The sequence below is a fragment of the Rhizobium sp. CF122 genome (genome assembly GCF_000282035.1).
Classification (GTDB): domain Bacteria; phylum Pseudomonadota; class Alphaproteobacteria; order Rhizobiales; family Rhizobiaceae; genus Rhizobium.
Map to the genome: position 1 here is coordinate 1 of NZ_AKKA01000037.1, position 25,017 is coordinate 25,017.

Genomic DNA, 25,017 nt, shown 5'->3' on the forward strand with positions numbered 1-25,017 from the left:
CCCACTCGTTCCGAATTTCATCACACATCAATCCTTCAATGTGTGTGTCCTCAGGCCGGCTCCTCCTTCCGGAAACGACACAACGATGTTCTCTGCGCAACCTCTAGTTTTCCTTTCGCCGTATCCTTTCCCGCCATATAAGGAATAGAACGCCCCCTATATAGCCAAACTGCATAAGAAATATGCAAATAACGCTGTAGTATAGTGTCAATGTTACCGAGTCATAATGCAGATATGTGATCAATGCGAACGCAAATGTTGCAGCCAGCATCCGCAAGTAGATGCCTGGAGCTCGCATTAATTGGACGAAACGCGTCATGATTATTTCCAGTAACGGCCTCGAAGGTTTCACGGTTACCAGAACTTTGCAACAGAAATGAATCACAGTCACCTCCGCCAATCCGGCGGTTCTGTCGTTTTATGTGCCCGCGCATGGCGCATTGCAGCATTCTTGCTCTCTCGCCGCGCGGCATTGTTGGACTTTGTTTGTTTAAAAAAATCTATTGAAATCAATTGTATATTCCAATCATGCGTGCTGGGTTCCTCCTGGAAGTGCAAACCAATATGTCGCAACTCCGCCATCCTTCAAAAGTCTAGCCTTTGAAGTTTATTTTTTTCGCATTGCAATATGTGACTTTGCAAATACTGAGTTCGCGTCTATTGTGCACCGCAGCGTAGTATTCATTATTACTGCAACGCTAACGACGGGAGTAATGCCATGTCGATCGAAGAGCGGTTTGCGAATGGATATACCACAGGCTTCGACTACCTTAGGGTGCTGCTTGCGGTCGCTGTACTTTGCATTCACAGCTTTGCGGTTTCCTATGGCAAAGAAGGCGAAGTCTTCCTGTTCGAGCCGCCGCTGCGCGGTCTGATAACATTCGTTCTCCCGGCCTTTTTTGCTCTGAGCGGCTTTCTTGTCAGCGCCAGTCTGTCACGGACGCGCAACGTCGCCCGCTTCCTCGGCCTGCGAGCACTTCGCCTCATACCGGCACTTGCTGTGGAGGTGACGCTGTGCGCGCTCCTTCTTGGACCCGTCTTTACGACGTTGCCGCTGGCCAGTTACGTCGCAGATCCGGAGTTTTCGTCCTATTTTCTCAACATCGTTGGCCATGTTCAGTATCTGCTGCCCGGCCTGTTTCGCGACAATCCCTACTATCACGCCGTCAATGTGTCGCTGTGGACCATTCCCTATGAACTGGAGTGCTACATGGCATTGACCGTGCTTGCCGTGATTGGCGTCGTCTTTCGTCCGGTGCTGCTGATTGGTGTTGTTGTGCTTGCACACCTTGCGGTCATCGGCCGCGACCTGCAGCGGGGTGCTGCCGAATTGCCAATGGATGGGGCTTTGCCTGGTCGCATCCTGCTCTTGAGTTTCCTGGTGGGTGTTCTTCTGTTTATCTGCCGCGAGCACATCAAGGTGACGGCCCCTCGTGCGATTGCTGCTGCTGTGGTGTCGTTCTTGATGCTGAACCTGCCCTACGCGCCGTACTTCGCCGCCTTTCCGATTGCCTATGTCACGGTTGCGATCGGCCTCACACGGCCGCCAAAGCATTCGTTTCTTGCCAGTGGGGATTATTCCTACGGCATCTATCTCTACGCTTTCCCGGTTCAACAGACGGTTGCCCATCTCTTTCCCCAACATCGCGAATGGTACTTCAACATCGCGCTGGCGCTACCGGTTACCATACTGCTAGCCGTGTTTTCGTGGCATGCCATCGAAAAGCATGCTCTCAAACTCAGGAGCTTTGTCGCAGGGAAGTCTGACAGGGCAGCGACAGCCAAGCCACCAATAGTTGCTCAAAGGCAGGTGAGGGTGGCTGGCAATGGGCGTTGAACCGATCGGCATCATTACCATTGCGCTCGGCCTGTACTGCATGGCCCTCGGTCAGGCCGCGACAATCAAGGCCTTCGTGACGCTAAGCCTGTTAGGAGCGGCGGCCGCATTCATTGTCGGTTCTTCGAGTGTTCAGCCAGCCCATCTGTTCCTGGCGTTTCTCGCGCTCGCTGCAATGCGCAACAGACAGGCCAACACTCCACTGCTTGACGCCATACAGTTCGGCCGTCCGGGCTTCTGGCTCGCCTGCCTTGTCGTTTATGGCACCTTATCCGCCTACTTTCTGCCGCGTTTGTTTGCCGACGCAACGACGATTGTCCCTCTTGGCTTGTCTGACCACCCGTTGACACGCGGTGTGGTCCCGCTCGGACCTGTCACCAGCAACCTGACCCAAGTGGTTTACCTCGCCGCAGATCTGGTCTGCTTCATGCTGATCGTGGCTGTCGGTTCGACGATCGACGGCTACCGAACGATCGCAATCGGCTTGATAGCCTATGCCGCATTCAACGTCCTTTTTGCGCTCATCGACGTCGTTACCGGCGCGATTGGCGGCCAGGATATGCTGCAGTTCATCCGCAATGCGCAGTATACCTTTCACGACAACGACAAGGTCAATGGTTTCAAACGCATCGTAGGTTCGTGGCCGGAGGCCTCCGCATTTGCCGGAACCACCTTGGGTGCTTTCGGATTCACTTCAACGATGTGGCTTTGCCAACGATATTCGCGTTGGACCGGCCCGCTGGCCATGATCTCGATGGTTCTGATCGTTGCCTCTACGTCGTCTACAGGGCTGGTTGCGGCGCCGGTCTGCCTGGCAATCTTCTATATTACGGCCGTGCTGCGCAGTGGCGTCGGAGCCGACAGCAGCAACAGCGCCGCAGTGGCAGTTCTTGCCCCGGTCTTAGCGTTGCTTGTCGGACTGATCGTCGTCCTACAGGACCGCATCTTCGATGCCATTCACAGCTATGTGGACCTCCTTGTCCTGAGCAAATCTACCTCCAGTTCAGCCCTAACGCGCGGATCTTGGAATACGAGCGGCCTTCAGAACTTTCTCGACACTTACGGCCTCGGGGCTGGATTGGGCACCGCGCGGACGTCGAGCTTCCCGGTCGCGGTCCTGTCGAACGTGGGCATCCCTGGTGCACTTTTTATTCTCCTGTTTACGCTTACCGCCCTCGGCCCAGGACGCAGCGCCGTTCCCAAAAGTTTCGTTGCCGATGTCAGGAGTGCTGCCCGCAACGGCTGCCTGTGCCTCCTTGCGGGGTCCGTTGTTGCCGGCCCCACGGTCGACCTTGGCCTCCTGTTTTTCATTCTGGCGGGTCTGGCTGCCAGCCGCCCGGACGTCATGTCCGAGGCTACGGCACCGTTGCTCCCGCTGCGCCAACAAAGCGGTCTGCCCGCGCCTAGAAGATCGGGCTGACCCTATTTGTTGCAGGAGGTTTAATTCTGGACGGGCGAGGCTCATTGAAATGACATCGAAAATCCTTCGCAAGCAATATCGGCAATCGGGCCGGCCAATCGCTGGAGAAGGCCTGCAACGCGCTGCCAAATTTGTACGCCGCAGGAGGTGATGGGCCATGCCAATTCTCGATCTGCAGCCCAGCGAAACAGTTGTCCCGTTACTTCGTTGCGACGTATGCATTGTTGGGTCCGGACCGGCCGGTGCGACGTTAGCGCGCGAGCTCTCTAATTCAGGACTGAGTGTTGTGCTTCTTGAGAGCGGCGGTGAGAGGCGTGATCCAGGAATTGACGCGCTGAATGATATCGAGAATATCGGGCGCCCGCGGGTCCGTGACCAATGGTCGGTGCGAAACCGCATCCTTGGCGGCAGCTCACATACCTGGGGCGGTCGGTGCGGTCCCTTCGATGCCATCGATTTCGAGCAGCGCGACTGGGTTGAGAATTCGGGATGGCCGATCACTATGCAGGAACTCGACCCCTACATGGATCGCAGCGCGGGCCATCTCGGACTTGTGCTTGGCAGCGGCTACAGTGACCAACGCTTCTGGTCGATCGCACGACGCAATGCGCCGAAGAGAGAGGTCGCCGCTAATCTCCTGCTGCCCTTCTTCTGGCAGTTCAGCAGGGACGACGCGGAAACCTATCCATTCGAGTACATGCGGTTTGGGCGGCACATCGCCAAGCACCTCGGCCCCAATGTCACATTAGTGACGGGCGCGACCGCGTTGCGGGTGCAGGCAAACGACAAGCGCACCAAAACGCGCGGGCTTGAGTTTGCCACAGGAGACGGGCGAAAGCATAATCTTGTCGCCCGCTCGGTCGCGCTCTGCGCTGGAGGCATCGAGAATGCCCGCATCCTTCTCAATTCTCATGAGCAAGATCGCAAAGCGCTCGGCAATGATCATGACCGGGTCGGCCGTTACCTGATGGACCATCTTCGTGGTCCAACGGCGTTTTTCGCCCTGTCCGGTTCGGAGGCGCTCCGACGCAGGTTCGGACGCTACAATGTTCGCGGTCGTTTCTTCCGTGCGGGTCTCAGATTGAGCCCGGAAATTCAGCGAGAAGAGCGTCTGCTCAATTGCGCAGGCTGGCTCGGAGAGGTGCTTGCGCCAGACGACCCCTGGGACGCATTGCGGCGCCTGGCCGCTAGAAAACCTCGGCTGCCAGCCGATGTCGTCAGTGTTGCGCGCAACGTCCCTTTAATGGTTAAGGGGGCTGTCGACTATTTCGGAGCGCGAAATGGCCTGCCGCGCAAGCTGCAGGAGCTCACGCTGGATTGCATGTGTGAGCAGATGCCTGATGAAGACAGCCGCATAAGCCTCTCGGATCGCCGGGATCGCTTTGGCATGCGCCTGCCGAAGGTCGACTGGCGTAGCCACCCGGACGAGGCCCGCACGATGCACCGTATGGGCGAACTCGTCGCAGCCGAACTTTCCAGGATAGGGTTTCCGGAGCCTGTTCTGGCCGACTGGGTACGCGACAAGGCACCAATCCCCGCAAGCTTCGTGGACGTCGCTCATCCGACGGGCACAACGCGCATGTCGAGCGATCCGGCCGAAGGGGTTGTCGACGTCGATTGTCAGGTACACGGCGTCGAAGGCCTCTTTGTATCCGGCAGCTCGGTGTTCCCGACAGCTGGCCATTGCAATCCGACGCAGATGATCGTCGCCATGGCAATTCGTCTCGCCGACCATTTGAAAGACAGGTTACAGCGCCCGTTTCGTGCGGAGGTGATGGCTCATGCCGGGTGAAACCATTCTAGTAACCGGCGCAACCGGCCGGATTGGCCGTTTTGTTGTGACCGACTTGCTTGAACGCGGCTATCGTGTGAGAGCGACGACCTCGCGCACGCCCGAATCCGACGACCAAAGGCTTGAATGGCGCAAGGTAGATCTTGCCAGCGATGGGGATCTTGGTTGGCTCGTCGAAGGCTGCAGCGGCGTGATCCACCTGGCGGCCGAAATGGGAAAGAAGGATCGCATGAGGGCGCTCAACGAAGGCGGGACCGGCCGCCTGGCGCGTGCTGCCGAGGACAAAGGCGTAAGGGCCTTCTGCTACACGAGCTCAATCGCTGTTTACGGCAGTGGTCGATCGGCCGAAATTTCGGAGAGCTCGCCCGTTCTATCCATCGGTCGAGACGTCGCCTCGGAATACTGGGCGCTGGACTATGTTCGCGAATATGGCCGCACGAAGCTTGCCGGAGAGAGGGCGCTCATGCGCGTCGCCAACCAGATGCGTTGCGTGGTGCTGAGGCCAGCCGTTGTCGTTGACATCGGCCAGATCATTGGCGTGCGCGACTGGAGCCTTTTCAAGCGCATGCTCGCTTCACATCGCCACTCCCATCACATCTATGTCGGCGATGTTTCCGATGCGCTCATCTGGGCGATCGAACAGGGACTGGCGGGCAGGGGCGAAGCCGGGCAGGTCGACATATACAATCTGGCAGAAGACGAGCGCGACATGCCACGTCACATCGATTTCATGCGCAAGGCCTTCGCGGCAAGTGGCGACCGTCGCTATCGTGTCGTCAGTGCCCCATGGCCGATCGACTGGCTCCACGACTTCCTGCGCTTCCACACGCTGCCAATCAGAAATCCGCTGTGGCGCATGCGCTTTTCCAGCGAGCGCCTCGAGCGCGCGGGATACAGGCTGAAATTCGGGATGGCAAAGGCGGAGCAGCTCGCCCTCGCCCGTTTGGCGAAGGAGGCCAGGACAGGGGCGCAATCCGACTTCGCCGGGCAGAGCAGACCAGTATAGGGGCACGCCCACGGCCATGCGATCAAGGTCAAACGCCTGCGCTCAAGGCCCGACGTTTTTGGGGCGCGCCATATCACGGTCTCGATGGGAATGATGTCCGATCGATTTCCCGGGGCGACAGATGGACTTCAGTCCGCGCCTGCCGCACCAGCTGGCCAGTGCCATGCGGACCTTGAGACCAGGCGGATGATTGGCAATTCCCAATCGCATCCTTCCAGTTCATCCGCAGGTCTGCAACGATGGCGGAAGTGGCGATCACCATCAGCTCGGGATGCCATCCTCGTCGTATCCAATAAGCTCACCGACAATGCGGACTACGCCTGATATCCCTTCCTTGATCGTGGTCGGATCATCTTGCTAGAACACCCGGCGGGAGCGGTGCACTCGATGCCTGCTTGCCAAATCGGTGGGCTAGTCGGCAGGATATTTCCGTTGTGCCTGTTGCGGCGCCCGCTTTTCAGTGTCGCTGGCCCGCCGCGCGTAGAATGCATGCAGAACCACGTGGGCAAAAACATAGCCTGCTTCGAGCACCACAGCGAACACAAAGCCCCAGGCAAACGCGTTCAGAAGCGGGCTGCCGGCGAAGTAGCTGACACCCGCATAGGCGATCATCACGACAAGAACAATCAGCGTGAAGATCAAGACCGGCACGCGCAACGCGCAGACAGCGCCGATCAGAAATGAGATTACAAGCGCCCAGCCCATCGGTTGCTCCGACCTCCCAATCGAAATCCCCCTAACCGGATATAATTGTGTATCTCCTCTGCTGAGGCAAGTTCAAATTGGGTTTCCGAGAGCTGCAACAACCAGCAGGTCAATTGCTGCTGACGTCCGTCGAGGTAACCGTTGGCTCTTCCCGCTGCTGAACTCTGATCATGTCACCGGGCATGACGGGATCGTTGTCGCCCACGACAAGCGTTTGCATAGTGCCGTCAATGATCCGGTTGACCGTCATCAGGAAGGTGTAGGGAGCCTTTTCCTCTGCCAGAGAGGCCATCGCGGATGGGGCGCGGACCTCAAGGTTCTTTAGCTGATCACCTGCCGTCTTGGTCTTTTCGGTGTTTGAAGCAAACCGGTCGCGCAGTTCGGCTGCCTCCGTCAGCGCGTTGACACGATAGCGATTGTGGACGTCGGCAATATCCTGATCGACCTTGGCAAGATCCTGCTCGGTCTTCAGTGTGGCCAACGAAACGTCAAGATTGCGACTTTCGAGTTCAGCGACAGTCTGGTTGGCGCCGAGCTGGCGGGTCGACACTGTCAGCCCTTGTGAGACAAGCTTGTTGACCGTGTTCAGATCCTTGCTTGCCAGATCGATCTGTTTTGCAAGCGAGGCCGCTTTCTCCTTCAGCGCGTCGATCTGATTGTTGGCGAGTACTTTGGCCCGGTTCAGCGCGTCGATCTCTGTCATCATCGAGCGCTCGCGGGTCTCAAAAAGGGACTGTTCCTCCTCCATCATTTTCGAGAATCGCGGTTCGTTGATCCTCGACGTCAGCTCTTGGGGAAAGACGACGGATGAGGCTCCGTTTAAAACCGCATCGACGCGCGCCTGTCGTGCGACAAGTCCAAGTCGTTCGGCTTCCAGCTCCCGCACCTGGCCCTTGCTCGACAGCGCATCGCGCTGCAGGCTAATCATGCTGGCGTCGGTCGAACCGATCCCGCCCGCCATGCTGAGCGCCTGTATGACCGTGAGGCCGGGGCTGTAATTATACTTGCCCGGACTTGCCACCAGCCCGGTCACGAAAAGCGGGCGATACGAAGAGATTTCGACCGAAGCACTTGGCCGCTTCTGCAAGCCGACCTCGTTTTGGAGGCGCTCTCCAATCGTTTCCGATATCTGCTCGAGTGTCTTGCCTGCCACGGGGACATTGCCGATGATCGGCAGCGATAGGTTGCCCGCGGAAGAGACGACGAAATCTCCCGTCAAAGGGGCCCATTCGAATGCGGTGCCCGTACTTGGGCGCCACTCGTAAACGCGGACCTTCAAGGTGTCCTGCGGCCCGGGCACATATTCCTCAGCGGCATGGGCCGTACCAGCTCCAATGGCAATCGCCAAAAATGCCGCAGAAACGGCTGCCTTGCAGCTCGGCCTTTCATTGCTTCTGTCCGAAAGACCGCGCCCTTTGACCACTTCGCGTAAGGAGGAAAGCCGCATCCTGTTGCTCCAGTTGAAATTATCTTGGCAATTCGTCGGTACGTCAGGCCGATACCGCCAGTGTGGCGCCAGTTGCCCGCGCAACATAGGTCCGGAAGCGATCCACAAAGACGTCCCGTCGAAAATCGGCCGCGCGAGACACGGCGTCCGCTGGGTTGAAATCTAGACGTTCCATTCTTTCGACGGCATCAATCAGTGCCTCGACCGTCTGGGTCTGAAAGAAAACGCCGGTCTTGTTGTTTACGACAGTCTCCGTTGCCCCACCCCGGCCAAAGGCGATGACCGGTCGTCCGCTCGCCATCGCCTCGACGGGCACGATCCCAAAGTCCTCTTCGCCGGGGAAGATTAGGCCCTTGCAGCGGGCGTAGTGATGCCTAAGCGCGTCGAAAGGCTGTGCGCCCAGGATGGAGACGGTCGGACCAGCGATTTTCTTGAGGTGGGGGAGCATTTCGCCACCACCGATGACAACCAGCTTGGCTTTCATCCGGTTAAAGGCTTCGACGGCCAGATCGGGTCGCTTGTAACTGACGAGCTCTCCGACCATGAGATAGTAGTCCTCGACGTCAGAGGCTGGGACCGGGCGAAACGCTGTGGTGTCGACCGGAGGATGAATGACGGTTGCCTCCCGGCGATAATAACTCTTGATCCGTTGGGCGACGGTTGTCGAATTGGCGACAAAATCATCGACGCGATTGGCGGTCGCGACATCCCATGTCCTGAGATAGTGCGCCATTGGCGGCATCATCATTCGCGTCATCAGGCCGGAACTGTCGTAGTATTTGTTGTACATATTCCAGATGTAGCGCATCGGGGAATGGCAATAGCAAAGATGCAAGGCCGGCGATGTCGGTATGATGCCTTTGGCCGGTCCCGACTCGCTGCTGATAACAAGGTCGTAGGCGCCGAGATCGATCTGCTCGAGCGCCATTGGCATCAACGGCAGGTAGCGCTTGTACATCCGTTTTGCATAAGGCAGGCCGCCGATGAACGTCGTCTGTATCTTGTGCTGTTTGATCTTGTCGGAAATCACCGCAAGATCACAAACATGTGTATAGATGTCGGCTGTGGGAAATATATCGCACAGTGCTTCGAGAACCTTCTCGCCGCCGCGCATTCCAACCAGCCAGTAATGAATAATTGCTACTCGCACGCCAAGTCCTCGAGATACAACAATCGGAATTATCGTGGCGTGCATTGCGGGCGTAGTTCTTGCCGATTTCTCGATTAAAAATCAGACTATCGGCAACTATATTAGGCAGTTAAGACAGAAATATCATCAACAAGTGATGTCCATTTCCCGCGCTGCACAGTTATATAGTGCAGCGCAATAAAATTATTGTCAAATCGTTTAATACTTGTTAGCTTTCTTGTGCATGCCATGACGGCATTGTCTGCACATGCCCGAAGTCTAAGTTGTTTACGAGGGGAGTACGCAGATGAGGGAAATTGATCTCGGTCGAAATTTCGACAGGTTCAACAAGGCGCCACTGCACTCTCGCAGAGCGACCTCCCGAAGGTCCGATATCTTCGGACATGAAAACCGTTCCTCTGTGATGGACGGTATGAAATACGCAATTGATACAACAATTGCGAGCATTGGCCTTGTCGTCCTGGCCCCGATGATGCTGATGCTCGTCGCCGTCCTATTAATCCTGCAGGGGCGACCGATATTCATCGCTCACCGGCGGATCGGCAGGCACGGCGTCATGTTCCCCTGCTTGAAGTTCAGGACAATGGTAAAAAATGCAGACGAGGTATTGAGCCGGCATCTGGCGGCGAATCCTTCGCTCAGGGCGGAATGGAACGCAACGCGCAAGCTCAGAGACGATCCCCGTGTCACTCCGCTTGGCGCACTTTTGCGCAAAAGCAGCGTTGACGAGATTCCACAGCTCTTCAACGTCATTCGCGGCCAGATGAGCCTTGTCGGACCGCGGCCGATCGTTGCAAGCGAGGCGGAACTCTACGGCATTCACTACGCCGACTACATCAGAGTTCGTCCCGGTGTAACGGGCCTGTGGCAGGTCAGTGGACGAAGCGACACGAGCTATAAAGACCGCGTTCAACTCGACGTTCGCTATGTCGAAGAACAAAGTGTTCTTGGCGACCTGTCGATCATGCTGAAGACAATTCCGGCTGTCCTGCGCTCGCGCGGCAGCTACTAAAACCTTAAGCGGCGCGGTATCGCGCCCCTCCACTTGATCTCAGCACTGTGGCGCATGCTCAAAAGGCAGGTGCGGCTGGCTGTGCCCTGATTTTATGCGGCGGCAATCAAGAAGCGTGAAGTGATTTGATGCTTTCAATCGGTACCGCGACAGGTCGCGGTCGCCAGGAGATTTTTGAATGAGCGCAAGCGAATTCGCAATCAATGGCCGATTTCTCACGCATGACATAACGGGCGTCCAGCGATACGCGCATAATGTCGTCAATGCGATGGACGATTTTGCACAGTCGGGCGGATCAGTTGTGATCGCGCCAGTCAGAACGCCAGAGCTGTCGTTGCGGCGTATGCGACTTGAAAAAGGCGGCCAACTGAACGGTCATGCCTGGGAGCAGATCGAGCTGCCGTTTCTCAGTGGCAATCGCAGGCTCCTCAATCTCTGCAACACGGGGCCGGCGGCAAAGATCGAGCAGATCGTATGCATCCACGATGCAAACATTTTTGCCGCACCACAGAGTTACAGCCGATCGTTTCGTGCTCTCTATCACACTCTCCAGCCATTGCTGGTGCGACGGTCTCTACGTGTTGCGACCGTGTCCCATGCGGCCGCGCGACAGATCGCGCGTCACCTGCCAATCCGCTTGTCTGAGGTTGCCGTTCTTCCAAACGGACACGAGCACGCGCTGCTTTGGGACCCATCGCTTGCCGAAGCAGCCCCGAAGATGATGGCCTCGGGAAGGCTGCGCCGACCGTTTGTCCTGGCTCTCGGATCGCGTGCGCGTCACAAGAACCTGTCGCTCTTGATTGACATCGCGCCCCAGCTTGATGAGATGAGCCTTGATGTCGTCATTGCTGGCGGGGGCGATGGCATATTTGCCGAGCAAACCCTCAAACGTCAGCCGAATGTCCATTTTCTCGGGCGTGTATCCGACCACGACCTTGCCTATCTCTTCGAGCGCGCGCTTTGTCTTGCATTTCCTTCGCTGACGGAAGGTTTCGGACTGCCGATCGTGGAGGCAATGGCAAGATCCTGTCCTGTCGTTTCGTCGCATTGTGCGAGCATGCCGGAGGTTTGTGGGGATGCGACCCTGGTCGCTTCTCCTTTTGAACCGGCCGAGTGGATTGAGCGCATACGCTTGCTTCACGCATCCGTGCAGCTTCGAGATGATCTGGTGGAGAAAGGACGCGAGCGGGTTCGCCAATTCTCCTGGGAGAAAACAGCAGCGGGTTATATCGAGCTCCTCGAAAACCCAACGACCGAGGTCTGCAGCCACAGATCGGTCGATCCGAGTTCGCCGCATGTCAGCGTCATCTTCGCAACCCGCGGACGTCCCGATATCGTCAGTGCGAGCGTGCGGCATCTCCTGTCGACACAGAGCCTGAAGCCAGATGCAGTGATTGTTTCTTGTGTCGATGCTTCAGATGCTGGCGATCTGGCAGGCCATCCAGACGTGACAATCATCACGGGTCCTCCCGGGCTTGCCGCACAACGCAACACCGCGCTGAAACACGTGAGACCAGAAACCGAAGCTGTCGCATTCTTCGATGATGATTTCATCGCTGATAAGAACTGGCTCGCCAGCGCAATACAGACATTTCGTGACGAAAGCCAGATTGTGGGCTTTACAGGCCACGTCCTTGCCGATGGCATCAAGGGACCGGGTATTTCGTTTCAAGAGGCGGTTGATCTGGTCGAGGCAGGGGAGGCCGACGCCACGTGGTCGGAACCGTTCAGCCCTTATGGCTGCAACATGGCCTTCCGTTTTTCTGCGATTGGCGACGTCCGCTTCGACGAGCGTCTGGTCCTATACGGGTGGCTGGAGGACCGTGACTTTGCAGCGGCACTTGCCAAGGGCGGCGGCCGGCTCGTCAAATCGGCTCTCGCCTTTGGCGTCCATATGGGCGTGAAGAGCGGAAGGGTTAGCGGCGAACGGCTGGGATACTCGCAAGTTATCAACCCGCTCTACATGATGACCAAGGGTACGATGAGCCTCCCCAAGGTGGTGGACCATATCTTCCGCAACACCGCCAGCAATTTCAGTCGTGCCGTCTGGCCCGAACCCTTCATCGACCGGCGCGGTAGAGCCCGCGGCAACCTTTTGGCGGCCTTCGACGCTCTTCGTGGCAGGCTCGAGCCGGAACGCGCCGCTGCGATCGCGACGCCAAGGACTGCCACCAAAACCTCTTGAACGCTAGGAGCACGAATGATGTTCAACAGACCCCGCCCTATTGATGTCACCTCGAGGCTGTGGCGGGTGAACGAGACGCAATCCGATGTGGCCGGCGATGGGCCAATCGCCCTGTTGCGCGCGTTGATTGATCTTGGCACACGTCACAGGATCGCGCTTTCGGTCTGCAGCGCAGCCGGTTTCGTCCTTGCCGCGCTCTACGCCCATTCATTGCCGCCAACCTATCAGGCAACGGCAACGCTTCTACTTGAACCACGCCAGTCGGCCATCTCTGGCGGCGAAGGTGCGCAGCAGACGCTGGATCTTAATCGCGCTGACAGTGAGCTTCAGACCATAAAATCGGAGCGCCTCCTATCAGCGGTCTTTGAAAGCCTGAACCTGAAGGACGACCCGGAGCTTGGCCGTAGGCAGCCAGGCTTAATCGCGAGGTTGCTGAGTGGATTGCCAGTGTTCCAAGGGCGGGAGGGTGCCGATAGCGCAAAAGCCAATTCGACAGAGCCTGGAAGGGCCAGCACCACGATTGAACAAGCCGATGAGGCTGACCGGGCGGCCTTCCTGAACTTCATGTCTCGCTTGAACGCACGTCGCGTCGGACAATCCTTCGTCATCGAAATCGAGTATTCGTCCTCGGATCCGAAGCTGCCGGCCCGCGTCGCCAACGCAACGGTCTCGGGTTACACTTATCAGACGGTGGCCTTCAAGGAGCAGATTGCGCGCGCTGGCACCGAAGCATTGCAGGGCCGACTGGACTCGCTTGCAAGGCAGGTCGATGCAGCGCGCGAAGCAATGCATGCAGGTTCGCTGCCAGCGATTGCAACGCCTGATGCGGATGCCCGTATCATCGGGGCGGCACTTCCACCGCTAGGACCATCAGCTCCACGGGAATCTCTCATCATCGCGCTGGGCGGTGTGCTCGGACTGCTGGTCGGATTCGGCGTTGTCGTTGTACGAATGGCCCTTGATCGCCGCGTTCGCAGCGCCAAAGACCTAGCTCGAGAGATGGAGGTTCGCTGCCTGGGCTCGGTCCCGGATGTTCCTGGCGCCGAGGGTGTTCCGTTGCACATCACGAGCCCGCAACAGCAAAAATTCGTTGCCGCCATTCGTGACTTGCGTACGTCGGTCGAAATTGCCTGCACGAGCCTTCGCAATGAAAAAAGCATCGTGATTGCCGTTGTCGGCTGGACGCCCGGTGCTGGTGTTTCGACATTGTGCGCCAGCCTCGCGCAACTCATCAGTCGCGGCGGTCGGCAGGTGACGTTGTTCAAGGCTGCTGACGGCGAGGATACACGCGCAAGCGCTGACAATCTGCCGGCTGTCTCTTTGGCTGGTGCCGCATTTGCTGGGCTAATGCCTGAGCAGTTGTCCTTCGAGGATGTCGGTGGGGTCGCTGTACTGCCGATCCATTCCAGAGATGCGAACGCAAATTTGTTTACCGATTTTCGCAATCCGCGTGTGCGACGGATCTTTGAAGCAGCACGCTCACGCGGCGACGTGCTTCTTGATCTTCCGGCACTTCGCCATTCCATGGATGCGCTTGCCCTTGCAAGCTACGCGGACGCCGTCCTTGTTGTCGCGCGCGCTGGCCAAACGACGATCGAGGAGGTTTCGGAGTCCGTTCAGCTCTTGCGTCGCGCTGGTGCCAATGTGGTCGGAACGGTCATTAACCGGGCACGTGGCAACTGACCAAAGTTTGCGTGCAAACTTTGGTCAGTTGTTGGCCCGTTCCGTGTTTATCTGGCGAGCCCGCAACGCGGGGGGCTTCACGACCTGCCGAGAATGTCCGAGTGGCGAGTGCCATTGGGAGCAGACACTGGCAGTTGGGGTTGAAACGCTCAAGAAAGACGGCATCCATCCGACGACGCTTCTTCGCTCCCGCCTCGATGAGCAGAGGGCGCGACGAACAGCCCACCTTTCTTTTTGTGATTGAGGTCGCGAGATATGCTCCTTCATCGAGAGGAGTGGACCGGGATGGTTGGAGATCGCGCTGATGCCATGCTTGAAGTCATGGATGAAGGCATGCATGAAGCCAGGCATGAGGGCAAGTATCGTTGGATCGAGGTGATTACCGGTCGGCGCCCGCGGCGGAATTGGACTGACGAGGAGAAGGCGCCGATTCTGGCGAAGAGCGCAGAATCCGACGTGAACATCTCGGCAGTTGCTCGGCGCTGAGGCGTCAATCGCGGCTTGCTAAACGGCTGGCGTCGGGAAGCTGGGCTGACCTCTCGTGGCTCTACCAAGACCTGCGCGCAGCAGGCGATGTTCGTGCCGGTGACGGTGGTTGGCGATCGAACGTCTCCCGAGAGCTCGCCGTCGGATGAAGGCTCATCGAGACTCCGCCCATCGGGCGGGGCACCTCCCGCTGTGACTTTTCCCGTCTCCCTCTTCCTTATTGGATGAAAATGGATGGAAAAATGGAGTCCAAGGGTGAGTTAGACTGAGCAAGAGCAATGGATCATCCATCGCTTGGCTAAACACAACCAGGAACCACCTCGGTGAACACTCATCGATCAATGAGCTCAAGCCGGCCTCCACCTGCGATCAGCCTCACGCCGAGCAGCAACAGGGCACCTGCGTAGGCTGCTGCCCCAGCGGCAATAACCAATGCGAGCTCCGCCACACGCGGATAGTTTCGCCCGGCCAATTCATCCCGCAAAAGCCACAGGACAATCGCCATTGCGATGACGGCGGCTGCCACCTTCCAGAGATTTTGCAGTTGATCCAGAATACCAAGGTCGAGCAGCCGGCGGGCCTCATTGAGGTAGAAGGCGAACATGAGCGTCGACAGAGCAATTCTCGCGATACTCACACCGGTGACCGAACCCAGATAAAACCCGATCGAAATCAGAAGCACGCGGAAACAGAGATCGACAGCATTTAAACGGAAGATCACATGCGGTCGGTCGAGTGCAACGCTAACCGATGAAAGCGTCTGGAAGTAGGGGATTGGCGCCACAGCGAGGGCAAGCAGGCTGAGGAGGGGTGCTGCATGCTCCCATTTGGCGCCGAGCAGGAGGTCGGTCACAAGGTCTGCCGTCAAAGATATCCCCACACAGGCGGGGGCTGAGATCAACATGGCAAAGCGCGTCGCCTTCAAGAAGGCCTGCCGTACGCGCGCGCGATCTGCGTTAATCTGCGAGAATGCGGCCATGACAGGCTGCAGCGCCGGGCCAATGAGGCTTTGTGTGGGAATGACTGCAACGTCGCTCGCCACTGCATAGCGTCCAAGCGTCGGACGGTCCGCAAGCGCCCCGATCAGGAACCGATCGAACTGCCAGTTGAGCGCTGAGACCAGTTGGGCCGAGGAGAACCAGCCGATGAAGCCGGCAAAGTCAGGCAGGCGCGCCAGGGAAATGGCAGGACGGTAAGGAGCAAGAATGTAGGATGCAACCGTTGACGCAAAGGAGGCGATCACGAAGTTGGCAACGATGGCCCAGTATGCTCCACCACTCAGGACCACGAGCATCGCGATGATGGCCGCAGTCAGCTTGCCGGATGCTTCCAGAATAAACGTCTGGCGAAATCCGAGCTGCCGCGCGAAATTGACCATCGCCGGACTGGTTAGTCCTCTCGAAATGGGCCCAAGGGCAAGGACGGCAACGAGGAGAACAAGGTGGCTGTCGTGATTGATCCACGAATAGGGCCAAGCGGCTGCCAAAACGATGGTTGCAATCACGATGCCTCGCATGAGACCAACCGTAAAACCGGTATCAAGATGGCTTTTGTCGATGGTCGGAAGACGCACGAGGGCCTGGGTCACGGGAACCTCAAGCATGGTGTCGACAACCATCACCAGCGATGTGGCTAGTGCAGCAAGTCCAAAATCGGCAGGCGTCAGAATGCGAGCAAGAACAAGCAGGGTGAAGAAGTCGATTATTCGTCCGACAAAGCGCGAGAAGACGAGCCAACCAGCTCCCTTGATTGCCTTTACCGCAAGCATGTCTCACTCCGAAATCCTGAGCTCCAGCCACGTCGCGGTGAAAGGCCGCGACGCATATACTTGTGAAAGGCCACGCGGGGTTTTTCGCGCGCCCTTGCACTCAGTCATCCTCCCGCGTGATGCATGCTTGGAGCCGGATCGATCCGGCAACTGATCCTACAACGTTCCTCCATGTCGTAGTTCAGCTATTTGAGGCGTGCCGACACTCCCCTTACAATGTGCGCCATCTCCAGGGCAGGTAAGAGTGCGGTCTTCAGGAATGGAAAGTCGCGCGCTATTGCGCCTTCTCGCCAAAGCTGCGATTTGACGGCTGTCAGTTTTTTCGCAAGATCCGGGGCGCCCGATTGCTTCAGCACATGGACGCTTTCCGGACGGCCAAAATCGACGGAGCGGGCCCCGACACCCAGTGCCATCATATCGAAGGCCCGAGGATTGGTGATCGCTTGCTTAAGCCGCCCCCAGGCAAGGTCGGCATCCGACATGATCTCGGCGCCATTTCCGACCCGATCAATGTATTGCAGGACGCCCGCAAGCAGCAGATTTCCATCTGCAGGATCAAGCTCACCATAAGCGATCTTGCCGGCATTGCTGTAGACCGTTCCATCGCCAGATTCACTCAAATGCCGAACGGAGGGAATTGCAGGTTCAAACAGGCTCTCGATAATCTGCCAGTAGCGCAGGATGACCGTCTCGATCCTTAGCGGGTTATAGAGGTCTTCCTCGACGACCAATCCCGTTACCTGTGGGAAGTGATCGTCGCTAAGGCCCTTGTAGTTGCACCTTGCAAACTGGATCGTTTCGAAGGTCCGTTCGGGCAGCCCGGCAGCAACAAGACGCTGCGTGCTCCCGTAAAGACCAGTGTCACAGAGAATGATACGCGAGACATCACCGGCAATCTGCTCCAGATGGCGCTCGAACAGCTCGTTCTGTCTCGCAATGTCGTCGAGCACCACACGGCCTTCAGGGGTGTCAATCATCGCAAAGAAGTGGCTTGGGTCGAAGGGAAGTTGCCAAGGACCGGAAAGTTCATACGTGCAGCCGCCAAGTGCATTGGCGACATCGGCAAAGGTGTTCTTCTTAAACTCCCGGCCAAGTTCATCGAGGACGGCGGGGCTTTGCTGCATGAGTGCTGCGCGCGCCGCCACCAGGCGCGAGATGAGGATGTTCTCGCGACGGATTTCAAGCGGAAGGTTAAGCTTAGCAACCAGCTTTTCGAAGGCTTCCCTGATGCCGATACCGCCGCGTGCGCAAAACAGCAACGCGGCATTTTTCTGCGTTTCCGCTTCCCTGGCATAGAGCCATATATAAAGGCAAAACTGCGCAACAATTGGCCCGAACACTTCCCGCCCGAAGGCTGCGCGATCAGCCAGGTCAGGCATTCGGCCCGATGGTCTCATGACCCCCTTGCGAACGCCGCGCATGGCTTCGGCCCGGGCACCGTCGGCGCGTGTGGCAAACCGCCTCAGGCGCCCCTTGGGAAGATGCAGGGCATGGATGCCCATGGTTCTCGGCACGGCGCAGTCGGCAAGAAAATCATCACCAAGATGCAGCAAGCGTGACGCTGCAACGCCTTCCTCTTCGAGAACGCGTGAAAACAGCCTGCCAAATCGCTTGCTCTCTCCGATGTCGGCGCTCGAATAGACGTTATCGATCAGACCCGGACCGTGAAAGTAGTTGATCAATTCCACGAGTTGGCGTCGCGGCAGTGCCGTATCGGAAACGGCGACGATGCGAATGCCGGTCTGGCGATGCAGGCGCAATACCTTGGCGAGCTTTTCGTTTGCGCACAGCGAAATCTTTTCAATCGCCATCTCGAGTGAGATGCGCTGCTCGATCAGCCGTTCGGGCAGGCCAAGCATGGCGAGTTGGCGCTGGATGATGTCGACGAGCCGGACTTCGCCAGCACCGCCGCCGACGTTGAGCGCGCGATAGGCAAACCGCTCAGCCAGTTGCCGGGTTCGAAACAGATGCTCCGCACTGATGAAAGTTCCCTCGTCCCGCAGCAAGCGAGCAAAGCGCTGCTCGGCCTGCATTACGCGCGATCTTTGCGATCGCGGCTGGCGCAACAGCAAGGTGTCGAACACGTCTGTTGAGATTAGGTCTATGCCGTCCAATGGACCGTGAAGGAGATGGGCGAGGCTTTGCCGCAGCACTGGATAACCCTTTGCCGTCGATCAGCCCTGCCTGTCTTTCGACAGTGTTGTTACAGTGAATGCACTGCAGCAAGGCTGTTTCCCTGAATTCGCAACCGCAAAAATTCTGCCGCATTATTTGAAGTACATCAAGTGCAAAATTATATTTTATTTTGCGGTGCAGAAGCGTTGCAAAAACTACTCACGTGCTTATTGTTCTGCCGACGTTGTGCTTGAGATGTCGACTCTTTTTTAATTGCGTTATACTGTCTCGTTCTACTGGGAGGACAGTTCGGGGGCGACCAATGGATGACGTAAGCCATCATTCCTCACGCATGTCCGCAGTGCAGCAATTTGATGTTATCGTGCTTGGCGCCGGCATTTCGGGCCTCGTCGCGGCGTCGATCTTTTCGGCTGAGGGGAACCGTGTCGTCGTCGTTGACGAATACGATCACGTCGGCGGAAACCACATGGACTGGTCTTCGGCCGAAGGCTACACGTTCGACGTCGGCAGTTTGATCTTTCAGGACGATTCCCCTTTGCTTCGGCACTTCCCGGAGCTTCTTGAACACTATGTGCCGATCAAACCGTCCTGGGGGAGGCTAAACCCGCAGGGAAAGATCACCGTCTATCCGATTTCGATACGCGATGACATTCTCGGGGCGGGTCCAATTGGAGTGATCCGGATTTTCGCCTCGGTCCTTTACGCGCGCATATTCTGTCGCCGGATGGCGAATGCGAGAGACTTTGCGCGTTACTGGATCGGCGCCTATCTCCTGCACCGGTCGGGGCTTGGAACCTACATGCGGCGCTTCTACGGTATCAATGCAGAAGAGATCGATCTTGATCTCGCGCGCAAGCGCATGCTCTGGATCGCCGAATATGCTTCGCTCATCAATCTTTTGCGCCGCTTGCTGAAGCGCAAGGGGGCGACCGGGCCGAAAAACCGCCAGATGGCACGTCCGCGGGAAGGCTTTGGTGCGCTTTATGGCGCAGCCGTGTCGAGGCTCGAAAGCTGTGGCGTTGTCTTCAAGCTGTCGGCTGAAATGCGTCAGCTTCACAAGACAGTTTGCGGTTACGAGCTGTTGCTCGACGGTGAGAGCCTTGGCGGGAACAGGATTGTTTCCACGGTGCCGATTAACGTTGCCGAACGGATATGCGGCAACGGACAGACCTCCGCATTGAAGACCATCACGCTTATAACTTTGTACTTCAGCTTTGCTGGCGAGCGCGGGTTTCCCCAGGCAATCATTTATAACTTCTCGCACGAGGGCTCGTGGAAGCGCTTGACCGTTTATTCGGACTTTTACGGGCGCGTTGCCGAGCGCGAGTATTTTGCAGTCGAGGTCATTGCCGGCACGGTCACGTCGACCGAACAGGCAGAAGCTGATTTCCGCCATCACGCCTGCGCAAATGGGTTGTTTCGTGGCGATCTCAAGCTTGAGGGCAGCCACGTCCTGACAAACGCCTATCCAATCTACAGCAAGGGAGCTGCACAAAATGCAGCACAGGCGATCGCGCGATTAAAGAGCTTTGGAATAGAATCGATCGGGCGGCAGGGCGGCTTCAATTATCAGCCGACCGCCCGGGTTTCCACCATCGATGTGGAGACCGCGATCGCGACGCCTTGAATACCACGCATGGCTTGCCGTCGAATGCACCCGAAAGGCGGTAGGCATCGGCACCAGATGACGAGAGGTCGACGATGCGAGTTCTGCATATCCTCAATCATACCCGGCGCTTGAACGGGCATGTGCACGCAGCGGTGGATCTCGCCTGCGCGCAGATTAAACTAGGACATCAGGTCTATCTCGCAAGTGAAGGAGGAGATTTCGACACCCTCTTGAAGGCGAAGGGCATCGAAACGCTCTTTATCGGTCACCAGCGGAAGATCCCGAGCCTCTTAAGGGCGCTGTCTCGCCTGAGTTCCTATATCAAGAAGTACGACATCGACATCGTTCACGCGCACATGATGACAAGCGCGGTGATTGCCTTCCCGGTCTGCAAGTTACGACGCGTCCCACTCATTACGACAGTTCACAACGAGTTCGAAAAGAGCGCAACGCTGATGGGGTTGGGAACACGCGTAATCGCGGTCAGCGATGTGGTCGGCGCCTCGATGCGCCGTCGTGGCGTTCCCCAGTCGAAATTGAAGGTGGTGTTGAATGGCACGATCGGATCAAGCCGATCGGAAGGGCGCAGTGAAGAGCCAAAGCCGCTTCGCTCACCAAGTATCCTGTTTGTCGGTGGTCTTCATCCACGCAAAGGTCTCCCGGACCTTTTTGACGCGTTTGAAACCGTACACAGGTCCTTTCCGACAGCCCATCTCTACATTGTCGGCGATGGCCCGTTTCGCGAGGAATACAAGGCCAGGGCCGCAGCATTGGAAAGCGCGTCGCAGATCACATTCGTCGGATCGACAAGGGATCCATACCCCTACATGCTAGGGGCAGACATCTTCGTCCTTCCTTCCCATGCCGACCCAGCACCGCTCGTGTTATCTGAGGCGCGCGAAGCAGGTTGCGCGGTCATTGGTTCGTCTGTCGACGGAATTCCCCAGCTGCTTGAGGACGGGGAGGCCGGGCTCCTTGTGCCGCCCCGGGATCCGGCAGCTCTCGCCAGGATGCTTGGCCACCTGCTGGAAGCACCGGAACGGATTGCCGACTGGCGACAGAAAAGTCAGTTTCGCATCGAACACCTGACGATCGAACGCGTCGCCCGGGAGACGCTCGAGGTCTATTACTCGGCGATGCCGCGCGGCAAGGCAGTTACCTTGGCGACGTGACGCCTCACCTTATCGCTAAACGGAAAAGGTCTGTTTCAGGCGCGCCCGCATCTGGCTAGACCGCGACGGATCAATCCGGATGGCCGCCAACTGCTGCGCCATGCCATTTGGAAGCACAAAGAGCGCAACGGCAAAAAGGCAAAGCGCAAATCGCTTCTTGCCGGTGTTTTCGCGCATCAAGGCCCCGATGTAAGCTGCGATCTGGCCAACACCTGGCCGCTTGCCGTCAACGACGAGGCTCATCGTATTCAGTTCCATGACGTAGGCGTAGTCACTGCGGACTTCGACCGTATCGGTTGAAGCACAGCGTGCCTGGACGAGTTCTGCAAGATGATAAAGACGTCCCATGAACCGATCGACGTAGCCTTTCATCCGTTTTGACGTCAGTACGGAAAAGGACGACTGGTTGGCGTTATGGATCCTATATTTGCCAAGCGTCTTCGGAATCGAGATGACCTTGCCGACGAAGGGAGCAAGTAGATAAGACACACCGTCGATGCCGCGCTCATAGGTCATTTCCCCAAGGCCTTCGTAGACGTCACGCCTGTAGATGTTTCCAGAGGTCGGCGGCGTGTTGTAGTAGCCTCTTTCACGTATCGATCGGATCAGTGGTTCGGAATCGTCTGAAGGCTGGAGAGTGGGAAATGCATTGCCGATCGGCTTGCCATCCTTGTCGATTGGCAGAAGCATGAACTGTATCTTGGAAACGTCCGGCCGAAGATAAGGAGCAATTTCGGCTAACGTGCCTTCACCAAGAACGTCGTCGGCATCAAGGAAGTAGACGAAGTCACCATGCGACAATGACAGACCGTTTAGTGATGTCTTCAATTGCCCGCGATTTTCTGTCCGCACGGCAGTGATTTGATCCCCGAATTCCTGGATCCTGTCCCAGGAGCGGTCCGTCGATCCGTCATCGACCACTATTATTTCGAGATTGTCATAGTCTTGCGAAAGAACACTTCTGATACATTCAGAAATGTACATTTCGTAATTGTAGCAAGTGATTATGATGCTGAGAAGCGGCTGGACTTTTAACATCTTGCAAACCTTCTCTACTCAGATTATGTTGCAAAGCAGCATACCAAGTGCAGTGCAAGACGTCCATAGAAATAACCTTGTGGACGTTGCAGCATAGATGGCCGAAACGGCCGTGCCTCTACGCGTCCCGAAGTATTTCGGGGCGAGCCAAGTAGTAGTTCCATCGGTATTTTCCGTGGCATCCTGGGTATCACCTACAGTGATTTTGCCGGGGGCTTCGCTAGATTCGCTCGCCCTATACTGATCGCATTCGATGCGATTTGCAGATGATTGAATGCTTGTCTTTTTTGGCGTCCGGTGCGCGCGTGCCGGCACATCGAGCTCTGTTGCCTTTTGGTCCGGAGGACGAATGGAAATGCAAGTCGGCCTGCCATTTCGCGATCAATCCCGACGTCGCATGAAGATCCTCTACATCCAGCCGGGAACAAGTGCGTTTGCCGGAATAGAGCGGGTCGTTGATGCGGTCTGCACGATGCTCGCCGATCGATTTTCCGACGATTTCGAGGTCGACGTGCTCTACACCTCGGTTCACAAGAATCGGCCGACGGAGGCCCGTGGTTACAACGTCATCGATTGCCTAGCTCGCGGGCGCCTGGACTTGATGCGGATTTTCCGAAGCGTGATCAAGTCAAAGGACTACAATCTGGTCGTCGTCCCGCAAATTGAGCCGACAGTCATCTGCATGGCGGCCTGTATCGGATTGAACCGTCGATTTGCCGTTCATTTGCACGGAAATCCAAAGCGCGAGCGCAGCCATTTCAAGGCGAAGGTCCTCTTCTTCCTGATGCGCATCTATTTCCTCTCAAGGGTGTCTTATGTTTTCGGAACTTCGCCGAGACAGCTCGACTCCTTCAAGGAGATGTTCAACAGCAAGGTACCGCAGGTCTGGGTCCCCAACCCTGTGCGGGCTTTTGATCTGTCCGAAACGCCGTCTTGCGACGCATCGTCTGGAACCGTCACATTTGTCAATGTCGGTCGCTTTGCCTTTCAAAAGGGGCAGGATATCCTGCTTCAGGCGTTTTCCGAACTCGTCAAGATCCGACCGAATGTCAGGCTGAGGATCGTCGGATATGGCATCGGCGAGGCGAACCTGCGCGCCGAAATATCGAGACTTGGGCTCGATGCTTCCGTCAGTATCGAACATTACCCGATCAACCCGCAGCCGGCCCTTGCCACCAGCGACGTGTACGTCTCGACCTCGCGGTGGGAAGGGTGGTCGCTTGCGATCTGCGAAGCCTTGCGGTTTGGTTTGCCGGTCATTTCGACCGACTGTGAATTCGGACCGAGCGATATCCTCGTTGATCCCCGGCTTGGGCGCCTTGTCCCGGTGAGCGGTGGACGGGCTCTCGTCGATGCGATGGCATATTACTGTGACAACCTTTCGCTCGAGCAGTCACACTCTGATTTTCGAAAGACCTTTATCGACAGGTACAGCCCTGAGCGCGTGGTGGAAATCCATGCCGAGGCCCTGCGGACCGCCGCAAGTGAGCTCGCATAAGGTCAATCGTCGGCAAGGAGAACGTGCATGCTGCCTTCTTTATCACGGCGCGGCTTTCTACACGCATCTACTGCCTTCCTGGCCCTCCAGTGCCAGAGTGCCTCTGCCACGGCGCCCGCTTTTGACGATCCGACCGTCGGACGAAAGGTCGTCTTTGAAGACACCTTCAATTTTCTCGATTGGTCAGTCTGGGATGCCGGTCCGAAGGCGACGACAGACGGCACCGGCTTTTATGGTCGATCGGCATTCGCCACCAGGCACGGCGAGGAGGGTTTCAATCCATATTCCATCGTCGACGACTCGGCGGCAGAAGATGGCAAGGCGCTGCAGATATCCGCGAAATATATCGGGCGTCCGATGAACGTTCGCAAATATTACGGAAACACGCTGCCCGAATTTCAGTGGATTTCCGGAAATCTTCAGGCAGCGAGAAAGGATGGTGTCGTCCTCAAGGGATGGCGCAAGGGCTATTTCGAGACGCGCATGCTCTTTCCGCGTCATCCGTTGACCTGGCCGGCATTCTGGATGCTGAACGGCCGAAGCATCTTGGAACCGAGGACCAGCATTGAGCTCGACATAGTGGAGCACAAGGGTTGGGAGCCCACCGTCTACGGGACCTACCTTCATGAATGGGGAGGGCCAGACGAGGGTGGGCGAAGCACCGGCGTTGAAACGCCTGTCGACATGACGACAGGGTATTGCCGCTACGGCATGCTCGTCGATGACACGCGATGTGTTCCATACTTCAATCGAAAGCCCGTCATCGACAGGAAGACGGGAAAACCCGCTGATTGGCCAATCACGCGTTCCGCACGACTGGACGAGGAGTTCGACGTGTTCTGGCCGCTCTTAACGCTTGCATTGAGGACCGACGTCCGATTTCCGCAGCCTTTGCAGGACGCGGACAGGATCACTCATATGCGCGTCGATTATTTCAGGGTCTACGCGTAAGGGCAGCTTAAGCGTTCGCCTGAAGACGCAGACTGGTCATGTCATTTGCGATGGGTGTGTTCAAAGCCAGCGAGCTTAAAACCCGGAAATGTGAGGTCGTATGCGTATTGTGATGATTGGCT

General features: G+C 57.1%; 17 protein-coding genes and 1 pseudogene. 12 read left to right on the forward strand and 6 right to left on the reverse strand.

Translation table 11 applies throughout. The annotated features are described in order from the left end of the window. Window positions 1–718 precede the first annotated feature (718 nt). From PMI09_RS09410 to PMI09_RS09425, 4 genes are all read left to right on the forward strand, one after another. Window positions 719–1,837, forward strand: coding sequence for an acyltransferase family protein (locus PMI09_RS09410; RefSeq protein WP_007791704.1), 1,119 nt, complete (start codon window positions 719–721; stop codon window positions 1,835–1,837). Further along, entirely contained in the window at window positions 1,827–3,257 is a 1,431-nt protein-coding gene (locus tag PMI09_RS09415) for a hypothetical protein (protein ID WP_007791708.1), read from the forward strand. Before PMI09_RS09410 ends, PMI09_RS09415 begins: the two co-directional genes overlap by 11 nt. Window positions 3,258–3,414: 157 nt before the next feature. Further along, window positions 3,415–5,049: a GMC oxidoreductase gene (locus tag PMI09_RS09420; RefSeq protein ID WP_007791711.1), complete on the forward strand. Its 1,635-nt coding sequence runs from the start codon at window positions 3,415–3,417 to the stop codon at window positions 5,047–5,049. Beyond that, on the forward strand, window positions 5,039–6,055 hold the full coding sequence (locus PMI09_RS09425) for an NAD-dependent epimerase/dehydratase family protein (RefSeq protein WP_007791714.1): 1,017 nt from the start codon (window positions 5,039–5,041) through the stop codon (window positions 6,053–6,055). Before PMI09_RS09420 ends, PMI09_RS09425 begins: the two co-directional genes overlap by 11 nt. A 411-nt stretch (window positions 6,056–6,466) precedes the next feature. On the opposite strand, the gene PMI09_RS09430 is transcribed toward PMI09_RS09425, so the two are convergent. From PMI09_RS09430 to PMI09_RS09440, 3 genes are all read right to left on the reverse strand, one after another. Continuing rightward, complete coding sequence (locus PMI09_RS09430) at window positions 6,467–6,760, reverse strand: hypothetical protein (RefSeq protein WP_007791719.1); 294 nt, start codon at window positions 6,758–6,760, stop codon at window positions 6,467–6,469. 109 nt (window positions 6,761–6,869) lie between these two features. After that, window positions 6,870–8,207 carry a polysaccharide biosynthesis/export family protein gene (locus PMI09_RS09435; protein WP_007791723.1) on the reverse strand — a complete coding sequence of 446 codons (1,338 nt, stop codon included), beginning with the start codon at window positions 8,205–8,207 and terminating at the stop codon, window positions 6,870–6,872. 43 nt (window positions 8,208–8,250) lie between these two features. Further along, window positions 8,251–9,321 (reverse strand): glycosyltransferase, encoded by a 1,071-nt coding sequence (locus PMI09_RS09440; RefSeq protein ID WP_037082452.1) that lies wholly within the window; start codon window positions 9,319–9,321, stop codon window positions 8,251–8,253. Between the two features lie 322 nt (window positions 9,322–9,643). Here PMI09_RS09440 and PMI09_RS09445 point away from each other — a divergent pair, with 322 nt between their 5' ends. The 4 genes and pseudogenes from PMI09_RS09445 to PMI09_RS32620 form a co-directional block, all read left to right on the forward strand. Next, window positions 9,644–10,369 (forward strand): sugar transferase, encoded by a 726-nt coding sequence (locus tag PMI09_RS09445; RefSeq protein ID WP_007791730.1) that lies wholly within the window; start codon window positions 9,644–9,646, stop codon window positions 10,367–10,369. A 178-nt stretch (window positions 10,370–10,547) separates the two neighbouring features. Next, window positions 10,548–12,554, forward strand: coding sequence for a glycosyltransferase (locus tag PMI09_RS09450; RefSeq protein WP_007791733.1), 2,007 nt, complete (start codon window positions 10,548–10,550; stop codon window positions 12,552–12,554). Between the two features lie 15 nt (window positions 12,555–12,569). After that, a complete protein-coding gene (locus PMI09_RS09455; RefSeq protein WP_007791735.1) occupies window positions 12,570–14,237 on the forward strand; it encodes a GNVR domain-containing protein in 1,668 nt (555 codons plus the stop codon). A gap of 285 nt (window positions 14,238–14,522) precedes the next feature. Next, window positions 14,523–14,870 (forward strand): annotated as a pseudogene (locus tag PMI09_RS32620) (transposase); the annotation flags it as partial. Between the two features lie 184 nt (window positions 14,871–15,054). Here the strand turns inward: PMI09_RS32620 and PMI09_RS09465 are convergent. Together PMI09_RS09465 and PMI09_RS09470 are read right to left on the reverse strand one after the other, a co-directional pair. Continuing rightward, the gene (locus PMI09_RS09465) at window positions 15,055–16,491 is read right to left on the reverse strand and encodes an oligosaccharide flippase family protein (RefSeq protein ID WP_007791741.1); all 1,437 of its coding nucleotides are present in this window, start codon (window positions 16,489–16,491) and stop codon (window positions 15,055–15,057) included. A gap of 185 nt (window positions 16,492–16,676) precedes the next feature. Continuing rightward, window positions 16,677–18,644 (reverse strand): hydrolase, encoded by a 1,968-nt coding sequence (locus tag PMI09_RS09470; protein ID WP_037082455.1) that lies wholly within the window; start codon window positions 18,642–18,644, stop codon window positions 16,677–16,679. Window positions 18,645–18,928: 284 nt separating this feature from the next. On the opposite strand from PMI09_RS09470, the gene PMI09_RS09475 reads away from it, so the two are divergent. Both PMI09_RS09475 and PMI09_RS09480 read left to right on the forward strand, forming a co-directional pair. After that, window positions 18,929–20,254, forward strand: coding sequence for an NAD(P)-binding protein (locus PMI09_RS09475; protein ID WP_007791748.1), 1,326 nt, complete (start codon window positions 18,929–18,931; stop codon window positions 20,252–20,254). Window positions 20,255–20,328: 74 nt separating this feature from the next. Further along, window positions 20,329–21,408, forward strand: coding sequence for a glycosyltransferase family 4 protein (locus tag PMI09_RS09480; RefSeq protein ID WP_007791751.1), 1,080 nt, complete (start codon window positions 20,329–20,331; stop codon window positions 21,406–21,408). 15 nt (window positions 21,409–21,423) lie between these two features. Here PMI09_RS09480 and PMI09_RS09485 read toward each other — a convergent pair whose 3' ends face one another. Continuing rightward, window positions 21,424–22,446 carry a glycosyltransferase family 2 protein gene (locus tag PMI09_RS09485; protein WP_007791752.1) on the reverse strand — a complete coding sequence of 341 codons (1,023 nt, stop codon included), beginning with the start codon at window positions 22,444–22,446 and terminating at the stop codon, window positions 21,424–21,426. Window positions 22,447–22,795: 349 nt separating this feature from the next. On the opposite strand from PMI09_RS09485, the gene PMI09_RS09490 reads away from it, so the two are divergent. Continuing rightward, a complete protein-coding gene (locus tag PMI09_RS09490) occupies window positions 22,796–23,944 on the forward strand; it encodes a glycosyltransferase (protein ID WP_037082458.1) in 1,149 nt (382 codons plus the stop codon). Between the two features lie 27 nt (window positions 23,945–23,971). Continuing rightward, window positions 23,972–24,895 (forward strand): glycoside hydrolase family 16 protein, encoded by a 924-nt coding sequence (locus tag PMI09_RS09495; protein WP_007791757.1) that lies wholly within the window; start codon window positions 23,972–23,974, stop codon window positions 24,893–24,895. Window positions 24,896–25,017 lie beyond the last annotated feature (122 nt).

Excerpts from the sequence above, each read along its gene's own strand:
- PMI09_RS09410 (WP_007791704.1), top strand. The coding sequence starts at position 719 with ATGTCGATCGAAGAGCGGTTTGCGAATGGATATACCACAGGCTTCGAC.
- PMI09_RS09415 (WP_007791708.1), top strand. The coding sequence starts at position 1,827 with ATGGGCGTTGAACCGATCGGCATCATTACCATTGCGCTCGGCCTGTAC.
- PMI09_RS09420 (WP_007791711.1), top strand. The coding sequence starts at position 3,415 with ATGCCAATTCTCGATCTGCAGCCCAGCGAAACAGTTGTCCCGTTACTT.
- PMI09_RS09425 (WP_007791714.1), top strand. The coding sequence starts at position 5,039 with ATGCCGGGTGAAACCATTCTAGTAACCGGCGCAACCGGCCGGATTGGC.
- PMI09_RS09430 (WP_007791719.1), bottom strand. The coding sequence starts at position 6,760 with ATGGGCTGGGCGCTTGTAATCTCATTTCTGATCGGCGCTGTCTGCGCG.
- PMI09_RS09435 (WP_007791723.1), bottom strand. The coding sequence starts at position 8,207 with ATGCGGCTTTCCTCCTTACGCGAAGTGGTCAAAGGGCGCGGTCTTTCG.
- PMI09_RS09440 (WP_037082452.1), bottom strand. The coding sequence starts at position 9,321 with ATGCGCGGCGGCGAGAAGGTTCTCGAAGCACTGTGCGATATATTTCCC.
- PMI09_RS09445 (WP_007791730.1), top strand. The coding sequence starts at position 9,644 with ATGAGGGAAATTGATCTCGGTCGAAATTTCGACAGGTTCAACAAGGCG.
- PMI09_RS09450 (WP_007791733.1), top strand. The coding sequence starts at position 10,548 with ATGAGCGCAAGCGAATTCGCAATCAATGGCCGATTTCTCACGCATGAC.
- PMI09_RS09455 (WP_007791735.1), top strand. The coding sequence starts at position 12,570 with ATGATGTTCAACAGACCCCGCCCTATTGATGTCACCTCGAGGCTGTGG.
- PMI09_RS09465 (WP_007791741.1), bottom strand. The coding sequence starts at position 16,491 with ATGCTTGCGGTAAAGGCAATCAAGGGAGCTGGTTGGCTCGTCTTCTCG.
- PMI09_RS09475 (WP_007791748.1), top strand. The coding sequence starts at position 18,929 with ATGGATGACGTAAGCCATCATTCCTCACGCATGTCCGCAGTGCAGCAA.
- PMI09_RS09480 (WP_007791751.1), top strand. The coding sequence starts at position 20,329 with ATGCGAGTTCTGCATATCCTCAATCATACCCGGCGCTTGAACGGGCAT.
- PMI09_RS09485 (WP_007791752.1), bottom strand. The coding sequence starts at position 22,446 with ATGTTAAAAGTCCAGCCGCTTCTCAGCATCATAATCACTTGCTACAAT.
- PMI09_RS09490 (WP_037082458.1), top strand. The coding sequence starts at position 22,796 with ATGGAAATGCAAGTCGGCCTGCCATTTCGCGATCAATCCCGACGTCGC.
- PMI09_RS09495 (WP_007791757.1), top strand. The coding sequence starts at position 23,972 with ATGCTGCCTTCTTTATCACGGCGCGGCTTTCTACACGCATCTACTGCC.